This is a genomic window from Yaniella sp. (assembly GCF_030453185.1).
In the GTDB taxonomy this organism is placed as follows: domain Bacteria; phylum Actinomycetota; class Actinomycetes; order Actinomycetales; family Micrococcaceae; genus Yaniella.
In genome coordinates this window covers 21,049-35,338 of record NZ_JAKDKW010000011.1, presented here as the reverse complement: position 1 = coordinate 35,338, position 14,290 = coordinate 21,049, and the positions used below count along the sequence as shown (strand labels likewise).

Below are 14,290 nucleotides of genomic sequence, written 5' to 3'. Positions count from 1 at the left end.
GGGTCCCACCATGAAAAATCAGTTGTCGAGATTGGTCCAGTGGGCTCACCGCCAGCAAGTATGGTGCTACCTGCTCGGGTTGGGCTTTGGCGCAGTTGTCGGATTGAGTGCGCCTGCAGTTGCTCCCGTCGCCGAGATCGCGATTATGCCGATGCTGGCACTGCTGCTCTATGCAACGTTTTTAGGCCTGCCCTTCTCTGACTTCAGCGGGGCGTTCAAGGACTGGAAGTTCATGTCCTCCGTCTTGGTGCTGAATTTCGTCGTTGTGCCCGTTGTGGTGTGGATCGTGTCCAGGATCGTCGCACAGGATCACATGGTGCTTGTCGGAGTACTCTGTGTTTTACTGACGCCATGCGTTGACTACGTGATTGTTTTCGCAGGTTTGGCGAAAGGTGATTCCCAGAGTTTGCTCGCCGCAGCACCCGTGCTCATGATCGTGCAACTGATGCTTCTGCCGGTGTATCTTTGGCTGTTCCTTGGTTCAGGGTTTATTGCGTCGATTGAATTTCGGCCTTTTGTCGATGCGTTTCTTTGGATCATTGTCGTACCCCTGGTCTTGGCTGCCCTCACCCAGGCGCTAGCCCAACGGTGGCAACGGATGAGGGTCATCGACGCCGCGGGGTCAACACTGATGGTGCCACTCATGACGGCGACTCTCGGTGTCGTCGTAGCGGCACACATCGCAAGTGTGAGTAATCAGCTTGGCGATCTGATGCTCACCGTTCCGGTGTATATCCTGTTTGCTGGCATCATGGTGCCTCTAGGCTCCTGGGTTGGACGTGCAGCAAGATTAGCAATCCACCAGCGGCGCTCGCTGGTATTTAGTGGGATCACTAGAAATTCTCTGGTGATCCTCCCTTTGGTGCTAGCGCTACCCGCTGAGTACAGCTTGACGCCACTGGTGGTGGTAACTCAGACACTCATTGAACTGCTCATTATGGTGCTGTTGATCAATGTTATGCCCCGCATCATTCGAGATCGCAGCGCCTGACGTTAGCTCGTTGCGCGACTACGAATTTCCTCTTGGATCCGCTCCATGACCGAAGCATCAGCCAGGGTGGTGACATCACCAATTTCCCGGTCCTCTGCCACATCCTTGAGGAGTCGGCGCATGATCTTACCCGAACGCGTCTTGGGCAGATCAGGTACCACCATGATGCCGCGAGGGGTTGCGATAGGCCCGATCGCTGCGCGAACGTGATCGCGCAGCTCTTTGACGACGTCGTCGTTGTCTGCGGCACTTTCGCGCAAGATCACAAACGCTTCAATGGCGTGACCGGTGGTCTCATCGGCGGCACCGACCACGGCTGCTTCAGCAACCATCGCGTGCGACACCAGCGCCGATTCGATCTCGGTGGTAGACATGCGGTGGCCTGACACGTTGAGTACATCGTCAACGCGTCCCAGTACCCAGATGTCGCCATCTTTATCGATTTTTGCGCCGTCACCGGCAAAGTACACGCCGGGATACTGCGACCAGTACGTTTTCTTATACCGTTCTTCATCACCCCATAGGGTCCGCAACATGCCAGGCCACGGTTCGGTAATGACCAGGTAGCCGCCATTGCCGGGTTCGACTGAATTGCCTGCTTCATCAAATACGTCGGCCACAATGCCCGGTAGTGCACGCATGGCTGCGCCGGGTTTGGTGGCGGTGACCCCTGGCAGGGGACTGATCAGAATGTTACCGTTTTCAGTTTGCCACCAGGTGTCGACAATCGGGCTGGCATTGCCACCGATATTTTCGCGGTACCACATCCAAGCTTCAGGGTTGATCGGTTCACCCACGCTCCCCAGGAGCCGGAGAGAGGATAGATCGTAGTCGGCAGGAATATCGCGTCCCCATTTCATAAATGTGCGAATACTTGTGGGTGCACAATACAGGACCGTGACATTGTAGTCTTGCACGATTTCCCACCAGCGGCCCCGATGCGGGGTATCCGGGGTACCTTCATACAGGATCGAGGTGGTCGCGTTCAGCAGCGGTCCGTACACGATATAGGAGTGCCCGGTCACCCAGCCGATGTCTGCAGCAGTCCAGAAGATATCGGTTTCGGGCTTGATATCAAATACCGCCCAGTGGGTATAAGAAGTGCCCACCAGGTAACCACCCGTGGTGTGCATGATGCCCTTGGGTTTCCCGGTCGTGCCCGAGGAGTACATAATATACAGCGGGTGTTCCGCGTCGAAGGCTTCTGGAGTATGTTCCTCACTTTGGCGGTCGACGACGTCGTGCCACCATAAATCCCGATCCTCTTGCCAGTCGACGTCCTGGCCGGTGCGTTGCACGACGAGCACGTTACGTACCTGTGGGAGATCAGCGATTGCCTTATCTACGGCCGCTTTCAGACTGCTAGCTTTGCCGCGGCGGTAACCGCCATCGGCGGTAATGACTATTTCTACCCCGCAGTCCTGGATGCGGTCTGCGATCGCACGGTCGGAGAAACCACCGAAGATCACGGTGTGTGGGGCGCCAATGCGTGCACACGCCAGCATTGTGAAGACTGTTTCGGGGATCATCGGCATGTAGAGGGCTACCCGATCACCGGTCTTGACGCCCAGTTCGATCAGCGCATTAGCGGCTTTGGATACTTCTCGCAGCAGATCAGAATAGGTAATCGTGCGGGTATCGCCACCTTCACCTACGAAATAGTAGGCGACCCGATCGCCCAGTCCTGCTTCGACGTGGCGATCCACACAATTGTAGGCGGCATTGAGTTTTCCACCCGTGTACCATTTCGCAAACGGTGCCTCTGACCAGTCGAGTACTTCGTCGAATGGGGTATCCCAGGTGATACGGTTGGCTTTTTCAGCCCAGAAACCTAGTCGGTCGGCTTCTGCGTGCTCATATTCTGCGGCCGTGACATTAGCGTTGGTCGCAAATTCTGGAGGGGGAGCAAAAGTTCGGTCTTCGTGACTGAGTTCTTCAATGGTTGGGTTCTCTGCCATAGCGTACTCCTAATACCAAGTGCGACTGTGATTCGTGTCTCACCTGGTACCCTACGCGGCATGATGGCGAAGTCAAGAAGTAGCAGTGGAGTACTCCATGAAGGTGCTACCGGACCAGTGCAGTGTGCGACGTAAGAACTCGCAGGGCTTGGTCCATGAACCGCTGGAATTCCGACTCATCAAGGGGATCAGGGAACGTAAAACGTAGTGCTGTTACCGCGACATCGGGGTGGTACCCCATGGCCAGCAGAACTGCGGAGGGGTCGTTCTTGCCCGCCGAGCAGGCAGATCCCGAAGACGCCGCGATACCGGCTACGTCCAGATCCACCAGCAAGGATTCTCCGGAGATCCCGTCGATGACAAACGAGGCGTGGTTCGGGACCCGCTCTGCAGGGTGACCGGTGAGTTGGGCGCCAGGAACCTCTTGGAGCATGCGGGACACAAAGGCATTTCGCTGGGCCATCAAAGACTGCGCGCGAGTACCGGCTTGGGGCAGGAGGGCAGCCACAGCGGCACCGAAACCGGCGATAGCCGCGAGGCTCTCAGTTCCGGAGCGCTGACCGGACTCTTGCCCGCCGCCGTGCAGGAGCGGTTCAAGCGGTGTCCCGTTGCGGAGCAGTAGGGCGCCGGCACCTTGTGGGCCACCAAACTTGTGCGATGCAATGGACATCGCATCGACAAACGTCCCGGGCCAACCCTCTGCACCAAAATTTACCGGAAGGGATGCGGCTGCTTGGACTGCATCGGTGTGCATCACTGCCCCCGAGGCTTTGGCGGCGTGACCGATGCGCTCCAGCGACTGGACAGTGCCGACCTCGCCGTTCGCCAGGCCGATCGATACCAGCGTGGTGTCATCCCGAATCGCAGCCAGTGCCGCAGCTTCATCCACTCGGCCGTATTTGTCTACATTGATTTCGGTGATCTCAAAATCTGCGAACCGCGATAAGAAAGCACAGGTCTGACGCACCGATGAATGCTCGATGACCGAGGTGACGATGTGTTTACCACGAGGCTCCGCCAGGGCGACGCCTTTGAGTAGGAGGTTATTGGCTTCGGTGCCACCGGATGTGAAGATGACCTCGGACTCACGTGCACCCAGCGTAGTTGCTACCTGTTGTCGGGCGTGGTGCAAAGTTGTTTTGGCGAGCTGACCGGGCGTATGGACCGATGAGGCGTTGGCTGGTCCACCGTCCAACACGCTGAGCATGGTGTGGCGCGCCGCTGGTCGAAGCGGTGCGGTTGCTGCGGCATCGAGATAGTGCATTAGCTGGCATCCAATCCCAGATCGAGGGCGTTGGCCCCGTGGGTAATGGCGCCAACCGAAATGATGTCCACGCCGGTGGCCGCAATCTCGGCCACACTGTCCAGATGGACACCCCCGGAAGCTTCGGTGGTGCACCGGCCGTCGATGAGCTGGACCCCGGTCCGGAGGTCCTCCACGGAGAAATTGTCCAACAGAATGCCTGTCACGCCAGCCGCTACCACGGGTTCTATCTGTTCTAGCCGGTCAACTTCCACGATGATCGCGGTGGTGTGCCCGACCTTGGCTTTGACCCTCTGGATGGCTTCGGTCAGTTCGCTGTTGGCGGTCACACCCAGGGCAGCGAGATGGTTGTCTTTGAACATGATTGCATCCGACAGGCTAAAGCGGTGATTGATACCGCCACCTGCTGTGACCGCGTGTTTTTCAAGTGCCCTTAACCCTGGCGTGGTTTTTCGGGTGTCGGCAATACGTGCGTGCGAGCCAACGCCTGCGACGTGGGCAACAAATAGTGAGGTCAAGGTGGCGATACCACTGAGGCGCTGGACAAAATTCAGGGCCACACGTTCGCCTGTAAGAATTCCGGCGGCCGGGCCGGACAGGGAAGCTAGCACGTCACCGGCCGAAAAGGCCGTACCATCGGTGACCAGGTTTGTGATGACGATTCGTGGATCGACCTGCTGGAAAGTCTCGACCAGTACTGCACCACCGGCGAAAAACCCTGGTTCGCGGGCCACGAGATTCGCTTGGAACTCCAGGTGGGCCGGAATTGAAACGGCCACGGTTGCATCACCCCAGGGGCAGTCCTCTGTCAAAGCGCGTTCAACGACGTCGGTGACAAGCTTATGCGTCAACATACAGTGCACTCTCCTTGGTCCGGTGGGCATATCGGTTCCCTCCGGGGTTGGTCTGTGTGGTGGATAGTAGCCACGCTGTCCGGTTGGCCTGGTTCGGGTCGGGGACCGGATAATCGGCTCGCCAGTGGCCGCCCCGCGACTCGGTGCGCGCCAAAGCGGCGGTTCCTATGATCCGGACAAGATCACTTGCAGGATGTGCGACGTCATCTAGCTCAGTCAGCAGTTTTACTAAGCCATCGGGATTTCGCATTATGCCTAAATGTCTTCCCACAACCCGCTGAATATCGCACAATCCATCCGTTTCATCGGTGGTGACATGCACGCGAGACGAGACCGGCACAGCAGAACTCATCAATGCATGCAGCTGTGGTTCGACCTGCCAGGCTTTATCACGTAGAAAGTCCTGTGCTGTTTCTGCTGCTCGAGCGCCGAAGACTAGGCCTTCCAGCAGGGAGTTCGAAGCCAGTCGGTTGGCTCCATGTACGCCCGTGGATGCCACCTCTCCGGCGGCAAACAAGCCGGGCAAAGACGTGCGAGCGCGACCATCTGTGGTGACCCCGCCCATACAGTAGTGGGCTGCCGGTGCGACCGGAACGTACTGTGTAGTCCAGTCGATGCCGTGGGTTTTCAACATGGCCGTCAATTGTGGGAATCGGCGTGCCAACGTGCCTGCGCCGTGGTGATCTTCGATCACGGTGGCATCCAAGAACACTGATCCTGTACCAAAGGCCTCCATAACCGCAAAGCAGGCTCTGGAGACCACATCACGTGGCGCAAGTTCAGCATTCGGGTGGGAGTCGGCCAGAAACCGATACCCTGCGGGATCGCGCAGTACCGCACCGGCTCCTCGAACTGCCTCAGAGAGGAGTGCACCGGATCCTGCGAGCGCAGTGGGATGGAACTGGATAAATTCCATATCGGCCATTACAGCTCCGGCGCGAGCTGCAGCCAGCAGACCTTGCCCGGTGATCGCAGGCGAAGACGACGTCGTCGGAAACAGCCCAGCATAACCACCCGTTGCCAGTATCACGGCGTTGGCGTCGAGCTGTTGCTTCCCCGTAGGAGAAGTGTAGAACACTCCGCTGAGACATCCGTTGGCGACCGCCAGATCGGTTATCGATGCCTGCTCGATGATGTGCACACGACCGTCGTCTGCGAGCTGCTGAACGCGGCTAGTCAGAAACGCTGACAGCGCCGCACCTGTACTATCTTCACCGGCGTGGAGCACGCGAGCACGCCGGTGAGCTGCCTCCAGGCCAAAGGTCGGTTGGCCCTGTGCATCACGGTGGGCGGGAAAACCTGAAGCCAGCAATTCGCGGACCCGGTTAGCGCCATCGGTGGTGAGAATCTGTGCCATCGTTGGATCAACGAGACCCGCGCCCGCCTCGATCGTGTCACTGAGATGCAAGAGCGGGGAATCGTCTTTGCCTAGCGCCGCAGCAATGCCACCCTGGGCCAGAGCTGTATTGCCAGCTGAGACACCGTCGAGGCCGAAGTGCCCCGCGGTTAACACAGTTACCGGCACCCCGGCAGTGGCTAAACGCTCGACTGCGGTGAGGCCAGCGACGCCGGTCCCAACGACGATGATCACGGCCGGGCCGCCAACATACGCTCTAACGCAACTGATGCATCTGCAGAAACTGTTGGAGCTACGGAAATCTGGTTGGGTGTTTCCCCGGCCACCAAGGACTCTACGACCCAGGCCAGGTAGGCGGGGTGGATGCGATACATGGTCGAGCACGGGCAGATGACCGGATCCAGGCAAAAGATAGTCATGTCGGGGTGTTGGGCCTGTAAACGATTCACAAGGTTGATTTCCGTACCGATGGCAAACACGTCACCGGGTTGCCCGGCCGCAATGGCTTTGCGGATGTACTCGGTTGAACCTACGCCGTCGGCAGCTTCGACCACCGGTGCAGGACATTCCGGGTGGACGATGACTTGGGCGTTGGGATAGTCGGTGCGAGCCTTATCAATTTGGGCTACGGTGAAACGCTTATGAACCGAGCAGAAGCCGTTCCACAAAATAACTTTGGCATCCTGTAACTGCTGTTGGGTATTGCCTCCCATCGGCAGGTACGGACGCCACAGTGGCATCTGCTCTTCGGTAATCCCCATGGTTTTGGCGGTGTTGCGGCCAAGGTGTTGGTCGGGGAAAAAGATGACGCGTTTGCCTCGTGCGAATGCCCATTCCAGTACGGTTTTTGCATTCGAGGAAGTGCAAACGATGCCCCCGTTGCGTCCACAGAACGCTTTGATCGCAGCTGAGGAATTCATGTAGGTCACGGGGATGATCTCGGCGTGATCTGTTGCGGTGGAGGTCCCCAGTGCCTCGGTGAGTTGTTCCCAGGCCTCTTCTACTTGGTCGATGGTCGCCATGTCTGCCATCGAGCACCCGGCAGCCAGGTTGGGCAGAATCACCGATTGCGCATCTGTCGACAGGATGTCGGCGGTTTCGGCCATAAAGTGCACGCCGCAAAAGACAAATGATTCGGCTTCGGGGTGGTCCTTGGCTGCCTGTGCCAGCATGAAGGAGTCACCCACAAAATCAGCATATTGGATGACCTCGTCTCGCTGATAGAAATGCCCCAGAATTTTCAGGCGATCACCCAGCGTTTCTTTGGCCGCGAGAATTCGAGCATCGAGTTCCTCTGCACTGGCTTGGGTGTACTCAGCAGGGATTGGACCTTGCTGCGGTGTCGTTGCCGGAGCGGTGTCCAGGGTTGAAGCGCCCGGGCCGTAGCCTGGTTCGGTATCGATCTGCCACGGTGCCGTAGGCAGCTTGCTGTCACACGTGGTGGTGATATCGGTTGGCTCGCCAAAGGTGATGGTGTCGCCCAAATCGGTGCGACTGCGCTGTTCGGTAGCGGCAGCTGAGGCAATCAAATCTGCAACGCTGGTCATAGGACTCCTTGGAATAGAAACTGTGAAACTCATGGTTGTTGGGGTTGGTCTTTGAAGCGATACAGACGGGCCGGGCGATGCGGTGTGCCTCCTTCAACTCGTTCCGTATCAAGGAGCTGGCCCTGGGCCAGCATGTCGCGACGGAAATTTGCCGGATCAATTTGCTCACCCAAGATGGCTTCATGAACCCGGCGCAATTGGGCCAGCGTGAACTCTTTTCCTAAAAAGCGATGGGCCACCATGGAATACTCGGTGCGTTGGCGCAATCGCCAGACCGCATAGTCGATGATTGCCGCGTGATCAAAGGCCAGTTCGGGGAGGCGGTCAATCGAAAACCACGCGACATTTGCATCGGCTGAGGCAACGAGTGCTTCGGGAAACTCTGTGACTGCGTCTCGAGTAGCAGTGGCTACGTCACTGGTCGTATCCGGGGAGTACGCAGTGGTCGGTTCAGCGGTCAAATCCAATTGACCATAAAGGCCCCAATAGGCGATCGTCACGAGACGTTGAGCGGATGCGGAACGGCTGGTCTCCCCAAACGTGAAGAGCTGTTCCAAATAGCTGGGGGAGCGCAGCACCGCCTCGTGCAGTGTTCGCGACGCCGTCTGCGATAAATCCTCATCCCAGGGGATCGGGCCACCCGGTAATGCCCACAGGGTGTCGAATGGGGGTCGAGTACGCCGCACTAACGGTAACCACAGCGTGGTGGCGTGCTCCACCCTCGAACCTTCGCGACTTGCATACTCACCCCAGGTGGAGAGCACCTCACCGGAACGCGGGTCCGCAACGTTGGCGTCCACGGGTGGATGCAATGCAAACGCAACCGTCGACACCGCAACAGCTGGCGGCATAAACCGGCGCTCCGACGCACTCGGGGCAGAAAAACTCACCGTGCTCCTTCTTTGCGCTCGCAGCAGGTACATCGCCATCGAGCAACTTAAGGTCAATATGACTTTAAGTCAGTATGATGCTCGTTACTTGCGTTGTCAAGCAGACCGCCGGTGGGGTATCCACACTGCAGGGAAGCGAGCTGACGAGACAGGCGAAAGGGGGCATAATTGTCTGTGACATCAAAAACGAGGTGGTAAACATGTCCGATACTGTTCACGCTGCAGCCAACCGCTACACGATCATCCCCTCACCAATCGGCGAACTGTTGATTGCCGCCCAAGAGGCCCGCATTGTTCACGTGGCGTTCGAGAATCACGATTTCGCCTCCGTGCTAGAACGTCTCGAGGGCCAATTTGGGGCTCCGGTGCTTCGGGATGATGAAACACTGCGATATGCCACAGACCAATTCGATGAATACTTTGCCGGCACACGAGAATCTTTTGAACTGCCCATCCAGCGGGGAAATACTGAGCGTTTCATCACCACGGTGCAACAGAATTTAGCAACCATCCCATACGGGGAAACCCGTTCGTATGGTCAGCTCGCCCAGCAACTCAATAAACCCGGTGCGGCACGCGCCGTTGGGAGTGCGTGTGCACGCAATCCCATGCCGATCATCCAACCGTGCCATAGGGTAGTGCGCGCCGATGGCACGTACGGTGAATTTAGCGGCACCCCCGGAGCTAAAAAGTACTTACTTGCCTTGGAGCGAGGTGAGAAATCTGATGCAACAGCCGCCTGAATATCCTGGTGTGGTGTTTGACGAGCGCGGTACTGCTCGTCCAAAGTGGGCCACGACCAACCCGTTGTTGCAGCACTACTTTGACACTGAATGGGGTCGGCCGGTTCGAGACGAGCAAGGTCTCTTTGAACGCCTCAGTTTGGAAGGGTTCCAAGCGGGTCTATCCTGGTTGACGATCCTGAAGAAACGCCCCGCCTTTCGTGAAGCCTTTGCTGACTTTGACCCTGACGTCGTAGCCAGCTTTAGCGAGGACGACGTCGAATCGTTGATGGATAATGCAGAAATTGTCAGGAACCGACAGAAGATTCAGGCGGTCATCAGTAATGCCAAAGCAACCATTATGTTGCGAGCACAGGGCGGCCTGGCGAAATTGATTTGGTCGTATGAGCCGATCAACGATCCAGTGCTCGATTTAGATGGCAATCCGCCCAGTCAATCATCTGAGTCGGTCGCCCTCGCGAAACAGTTGAAAAAACATGGTTTTCGCTTTGTGGGCCCAACCATTATCTTCGCGATGTTTGAGGCTATTGGTCTGGTCAACACCTTCCCGTACCGGAAGCTACCCAACCTTTCGCACACTTACGCAGCCGACTACGGTGGTAGTACACCCAAACATAAGGAGTGAATTCATGAGCGACCTTAAAGGCCGTCGCATAGCGTTTCTTGTCACTAACGGTTACGAGCCATCCGAGCTCTATTCGCCGTGGGACACCGTTGTTGAGCAAGGTGCAGAAGCCGTTCTCGTCTCCCCAGAATCAGGTGAGGTCAGTGGCGGTGACCACTCACAAAAAGTAGACCTCGATGTCGCCAAAGCCAACGCCGATGATTTTGACGGGCTTGTGCTGCCTGGGGGAACTAAAAACGCAGACCAAATTCGCATGAACAAAGACGCAGTGAATTTCACCCGCGCTTTCTTCGATACAAATAAAACTGTGGCATCCATCTGTCACGCAGCATGGATTCTCACCGAAGCCGACGTACTCAAAGACCGGAACATGACCAGCTTTCCAAGCCTGCAAACCGATCTGCGGAATGCTGGCGCCAACTGGGCAGACGAAGAGCTTGTAGTTGACGGTAATTTGATCACCTCTCGGACTCCGAAGGACCTGCCAGCGTTCAATGAAGCGATCATCAATAAATTTATTGAAAACGACTAACGAGTACTGAAGTCGAACCTATGGTGCGGATGAGCAATCATTCGCACCATAGTTTTTAAGCAGCTTTTGCATCATCAACTCCAACAGCGACAGTTTTGACCGGCAGCTATAAATACTCTGCCGATCCGAGGTGCTCTATTGAGACCACGGATACTCCGATCCCAGGTCCCTCCGTCGGTTGGTCTTGTTGAAGGGGTGACAAAAGACCAGGAACTATATCTAGGCGATAATGAAAGACATGAATACATCAAGAAGATCAACACGCAGCCCAGGTATCGGCCAGATTCTCGGGGCGAGCACCGTTGCGCTCGGCGGGGCACTCGCCGGGATTTATGCACTCAACCGGCTGCGCCGCCATAGCAAGACCCAGGCTCTGCTCGATACATTGCCGCCTGCGAGAGATGTGGGTATCGAAGACAACACTGCAGAACCGGCCGATGATGTCTATGACCCGGCTGAGGTTGCTCATGAGCCAGCAACGCAGCTGGAAGACTTGCGCTTTGATGAGCTCTATCAGCTGGCCCAACAACACGATATCGCTGGACGCTCGTCCATGCGCAAGCCTGAGCTTATAGCAGCGCTCCGCGATGCCGAGGCCAACCCGGATATGAGGTAATCAGTACCGAATCGAATGCCACGGACCGATGTAGGAATTCGGAATTTACGAATATCTATGGCACAATGTTTGAGGTGTTGGTCAATGACCAACATTCCGCCCTGGTGTAATGGCAGCACGCCAGCCTTTGGAGCTGTGTGGTCTAGGTTCGAATCCTAGGGGCGGAACTGCCGCATCGCGGTTGAGAAATAGTGTCTTACGATCAAAGGTGCGATTGTTTTGAGTTCCTCTTCTCCCGCGGCTGTAATCGTGTTGGCGGCCGGCGCCGGCACACGGATGAAATCTAGTCTTCCAAAGATCCTGCACCCCATGGGTGGACGTTCACTCGTCGGACATGCCCTCGATGCCGCCATGAGTTTGAACCCAGAGCATCTCGTAGCCGTAGTTCGTCACCAGCGTGAACGCGTGGTGGAACACCTTCTCGGACATAATCCCAACCTCGTCATCGCCGATCAGGACGATGTACCGGGCACCGGCCGAGCTGTAGAACAAGGGCTGGAAGCCATCGGGGCTGTCAATGGCACCGTCGTAGTGACCTACGGTGATGTTCCACTACTCACCCCCGAAACACTAAACGCTCTAGTGAGCGAACATCAGAACGCTCAGAACGCCGTCACGGTGCTCAGTGCCAACGTTCCAGACGCAACCGGCTACGGTCGTATCGTGCGTGACGAACAAGGCCTGGTTAGCGGTATCGTCGAGCACAAGGACGCACTGAAAATCGCCGAAGAAACCGGTGATTCCACGATCGCAGACATCACCGAAATCAACTCGGGCATTTATGCATTCGACGGCGAAATCTTAGCCCGGACATTGGCCGAAGTCACGACCAATAATGTCCAAGGCGAAAAATATCTGACCGACGTTCTCGGCCTGGCTCGGGCCGAAGGCGGTCGTGTAGCAACGTATGTGACTAACGACCTGATGGAAGTCGAAGGCGTCAACGACCGCACGCAGTTGTCCGCGCTTGGTTCCGAACTCAACCGCCGTATTGCCGATCGCTGGATGCGAGCCGGTGTCACCATCGTGGATCCTGCCACGACCTGGATCGACGTCGATGTTGAACTGGCACAAGATGTGACCATTAAGCCCAATACTCAGCTGCACGGGGCAACCCAGATTGCCTCGGGAGCCGTGATTGGACCCGACAGCACTCTGCAAAGTGTCGTCGTCGGCGAAGACGCGACGGTTCGACGCACCGAAGCAACCGAAGCTGTCATCGGCATCGGCGCGAACGTCGGACCGTTTACCTATCTCCGTCCGGGCACCGTGCTGGGTGACACCGGAAAAATTGGGGCATTCTACGAAACGAAGAATGCTCAGATTGGTCGCGGAGCGAAACTCTCTCACCTTGGCTATGCCGGAGACGCAGAGATCGGCGAAAACGCGAATATCGGCTGCGGCAACATCACCGCGAACTACGATGGTGTGAACAAACACCGCACCGTCATTGGAGCCGAAGTTCGTACCGGTTCCAATACTGTCTTCACGGCCCCGGTAGAAATTGGTGACGGCGCGTACACCGCGGCAGGCGCGGTCATTCGTAAGGATGTGCCAGCAGGGGCCCTCGCTATGAACGCGATGGAGCAACGCACCATCGAAGACTGGGTCTTGCAGCGTCGACCTGATTCGGCAGCGGCGAAAGCCGCCCGTGCATCCAACGGAAAATCATAAACTTCCCAACAGACTGTTGGAAGGCTGTAGTAGCGTTTACAGTTGAAGCACTAATAAGACGCCGAACGTTCTAGGGAGAACTTGGTTGAGCGAAATCGTCACCAACGAGAACAAAAAACTTGTGTTGGCCTCAGGGCGGGCGCACCCAGAGCTGGCCGAGGAAATTGCCGAGCACTTGGGCACTGAACTCTTGCCGCTAGATGCTTATGACTTTGCAAACGGGGAAACATACGTTCGGCCAAGCCAGTCCGTGCGCGGTAAAGACGTGTTTGTCTTACAAGCACATCCAGCTCCAATGAATAACTGGGTCATGGAACAACTTTTGCTCTGCGACGCGATGAAACGCGCTTCGGCCCGCCGCATCACCGTAGTGTCACCGTTCTACCCGTATGCACGCCAGGACAAAAAAGGTCGAGGTCGCGAACCTATTTCGGCTCGGATGATCTCTGATCTTTACTTGGCAACCGGCGCACACCGAATCATGACCATGGACCTGCATACATCGCAGATCCAGGGTTTCTTTGATGGCCCAGTGGACCACCTATTCGCTTTCCCAATCCTGGCAGACTACATCCGCGGCCGCGTCGACGTTGATAACGTCACCGTGGTCTCACCGGATACCGGTCGTGTACGCGTTGCCGAACAGTGGGCCGAACGCCTCGGCGGTGCACCGCTAGCCTTCGTCCACAAGTCACGTGACCTCACCCAGCCAAATAAAGCCGAATCCAAGACTGTTGTAGGTCAGGTAAGTGGCCGAACCTGTGTGCTGATTGACGACATGATTGATACCGGTGGCACGATTTCCGGTGCAGTGAAGATCCTGAAAGACGCCGGTGCAACCGAGGTCATCATCGCCGCAACCCACGCCGTGTTCTCAGACCCGGCCGCAGAACGCCTCGCGAACTCTGGAGCATCGGAAGTGGTTGTCACCAACACATTGCCGATCCCTCACGATAAGCGCTTCGAGAACCTCACAGTGCTCTCGGTAGCACCGATTCTGGCCAACGCGATTCGTGAAGTCTTTGAGGATGGATCAGTTACAAGTCTGTTCGACGGTAACGCGTAACCAGCACTACTTCCGTTGACAATTCGACCACTTCCCTTCGAGGTAGTGGTCGAATTCGTTTCTAGCCGTTGCTGATGCTATAGTTGTGACTCGTTGCCCAGGCGAGGGAGTCTCACCCACTCCGTGATCGACGAGGCTTTGTCAACACTGTTGGTGTTGTACAGTTCCTGCCT

13 protein-coding genes and 1 tRNA gene are annotated in these 14,290 nt (G+C 56.8%); 8 read left to right on the top strand and 6 right to left on the bottom strand.

The window, feature by feature from the left end; genetic code table 11:
• The first annotated feature begins 10 nt into the window (after window positions 1-10).
• On the top strand, window positions 11-991 hold the full coding sequence (locus L0H14_RS03225) for an arsenic resistance protein (protein WP_301416929.1): 981 nt from the start codon (window positions 11-13) through the stop codon (window positions 989-991).
• A 2-nt stretch (window positions 992-993) separates the two neighbouring features.
• On the opposite strand, the gene acs is transcribed toward L0H14_RS03225, so the two are convergent.
• From acs to L0H14_RS03195, 6 genes are all read right to left on the bottom strand, one after another.
• Entirely contained in the window at window positions 994-2,949 is a 1,956-nt protein-coding gene (acs, locus tag L0H14_RS03220; protein WP_301416931.1) for an acetate--CoA ligase, read from the bottom strand.
• 106 nt (window positions 2,950-3,055) lie between these two features.
• The gene (locus L0H14_RS03215; RefSeq protein ID WP_301421382.1) at window positions 3,056-4,213 is read right to left on the bottom strand and encodes a cysteine desulfurase family protein; all 1,158 of its coding nucleotides are present in this window, start codon (window positions 4,211-4,213) and stop codon (window positions 3,056-3,058) included.
• Window positions 4,213-5,067 carry a carboxylating nicotinate-nucleotide diphosphorylase gene (gene nadC / locus L0H14_RS03210; RefSeq protein WP_301416935.1) on the bottom strand — a complete coding sequence of 285 codons (855 nt, stop codon included), beginning with the start codon at window positions 5,065-5,067 and terminating at the stop codon, window positions 4,213-4,215. Before nadC ends, L0H14_RS03215 begins: the two co-directional genes overlap by 1 nt.
• Window positions 5,054-6,658: an L-aspartate oxidase gene (locus L0H14_RS03205; protein ID WP_301416937.1), complete on the bottom strand. Its 1,605-nt coding sequence runs from the start codon at window positions 6,656-6,658 to the stop codon at window positions 5,054-5,056. Before L0H14_RS03205 ends, nadC begins: the two co-directional genes overlap by 14 nt.
• Window positions 6,655-7,971, bottom strand: coding sequence for a quinolinate synthase NadA (gene nadA, locus L0H14_RS03200; protein ID WP_301416939.1), 1,317 nt, complete (start codon window positions 7,969-7,971; stop codon window positions 6,655-6,657). Before nadA ends, L0H14_RS03205 begins: the two co-directional genes overlap by 4 nt.
• Window positions 7,972-8,000: 29 nt before the next feature.
• Entirely contained in the window at window positions 8,001-8,861 is an 861-nt protein-coding gene (locus L0H14_RS03195) for a hypothetical protein (protein ID WP_301416941.1), read from the bottom strand.
• A 200-nt stretch (window positions 8,862-9,061) separates the two neighbouring features.
• On the opposite strand from L0H14_RS03195, the gene L0H14_RS03190 reads away from it, so the two are divergent.
• From L0H14_RS03190 to L0H14_RS03160, 7 genes are all read left to right on the top strand, one after another.
• Window positions 9,062-9,604 carry a methylated-DNA--[protein]-cysteine S-methyltransferase gene (locus tag L0H14_RS03190; protein ID WP_301416943.1) on the top strand — a complete coding sequence of 181 codons (543 nt, stop codon included), beginning with the start codon at window positions 9,062-9,064 and terminating at the stop codon, window positions 9,602-9,604.
• On the top strand, window positions 9,588-10,229 hold the full coding sequence (locus L0H14_RS03185) for a DNA-3-methyladenine glycosylase I (RefSeq protein WP_301416945.1): 642 nt from the start codon (window positions 9,588-9,590) through the stop codon (window positions 10,227-10,229). Before L0H14_RS03190 ends, L0H14_RS03185 begins: the two co-directional genes overlap by 17 nt.
• Window positions 10,230-10,233: 4 nt before the next feature.
• Complete coding sequence (locus L0H14_RS03180) at window positions 10,234-10,761, top strand: type 1 glutamine amidotransferase domain-containing protein (protein WP_301416947.1); 528 nt, start codon at window positions 10,234-10,236, stop codon at window positions 10,759-10,761.
• A 238-nt stretch (window positions 10,762-10,999) separates the two neighbouring features.
• Entirely contained in the window at window positions 11,000-11,377 is a 378-nt protein-coding gene (locus tag L0H14_RS03175) for a Rho termination factor N-terminal domain-containing protein (RefSeq protein WP_301416949.1), read from the top strand.
• A 95-nt stretch (window positions 11,378-11,472) separates the two neighbouring features.
• A tRNA-Gln gene (locus L0H14_RS03170) sits at window positions 11,473-11,544 on the top strand.
• Window positions 11,545-11,590: 46 nt separating this feature from the next.
• Entirely contained in the window at window positions 11,591-13,051 is a 1,461-nt protein-coding gene (gene glmU / locus L0H14_RS03165) for a bifunctional UDP-N-acetylglucosamine diphosphorylase/glucosamine-1-phosphate N-acetyltransferase GlmU (RefSeq protein ID WP_301416984.1), read from the top strand.
• A gap of 85 nt (window positions 13,052-13,136) precedes the next feature.
• Window positions 13,137-14,117 (top strand): ribose-phosphate diphosphokinase, encoded by a 981-nt coding sequence (locus tag L0H14_RS03160; protein ID WP_301416951.1) that lies wholly within the window; start codon window positions 13,137-13,139, stop codon window positions 14,115-14,117.
• The last annotated feature ends 173 nt before the right edge of the window (window positions 14,118-14,290 follow it).

Coding starts and splice junctions, on each gene's coding strand:
- acs (WP_301416931.1), bottom strand. CDS start 2,949: ATGGCAGAGAACCCAACCATTGAAGAACTCAGTCACGAAGACCGAACT.
- L0H14_RS03180 (WP_301416947.1), top strand. CDS start 10,234: ATGAGCGACCTTAAAGGCCGTCGCATAGCGTTTCTTGTCACTAACGGT.
- L0H14_RS03215 (WP_301421382.1), bottom strand. CDS start 4,213: ATGCACTATCTCGATGCCGCAGCAACCGCACCGCTTCGACCAGCGGCG.
- L0H14_RS03175 (WP_301416949.1), top strand. CDS start 11,000: ATGAATACATCAAGAAGATCAACACGCAGCCCAGGTATCGGCCAGATT.
- L0H14_RS03185 (WP_301416945.1), top strand. CDS start 9,588: ATGCAACAGCCGCCTGAATATCCTGGTGTGGTGTTTGACGAGCGCGGT.
- L0H14_RS03225 (WP_301416929.1), top strand. CDS start 11: ATGAAAAATCAGTTGTCGAGATTGGTCCAGTGGGCTCACCGCCAGCAA.
- nadC (WP_301416935.1), bottom strand. CDS start 5,067: ATGTTGACGCATAAGCTTGTCACCGACGTCGTTGAACGCGCTTTGACA.
- L0H14_RS03190 (WP_301416943.1), top strand. CDS start 9,062: ATGTCCGATACTGTTCACGCTGCAGCCAACCGCTACACGATCATCCCC.
- nadA (WP_301416939.1), bottom strand. CDS start 7,971: ATGACCAGCGTTGCAGATTTGATTGCCTCAGCTGCCGCTACCGAACAG.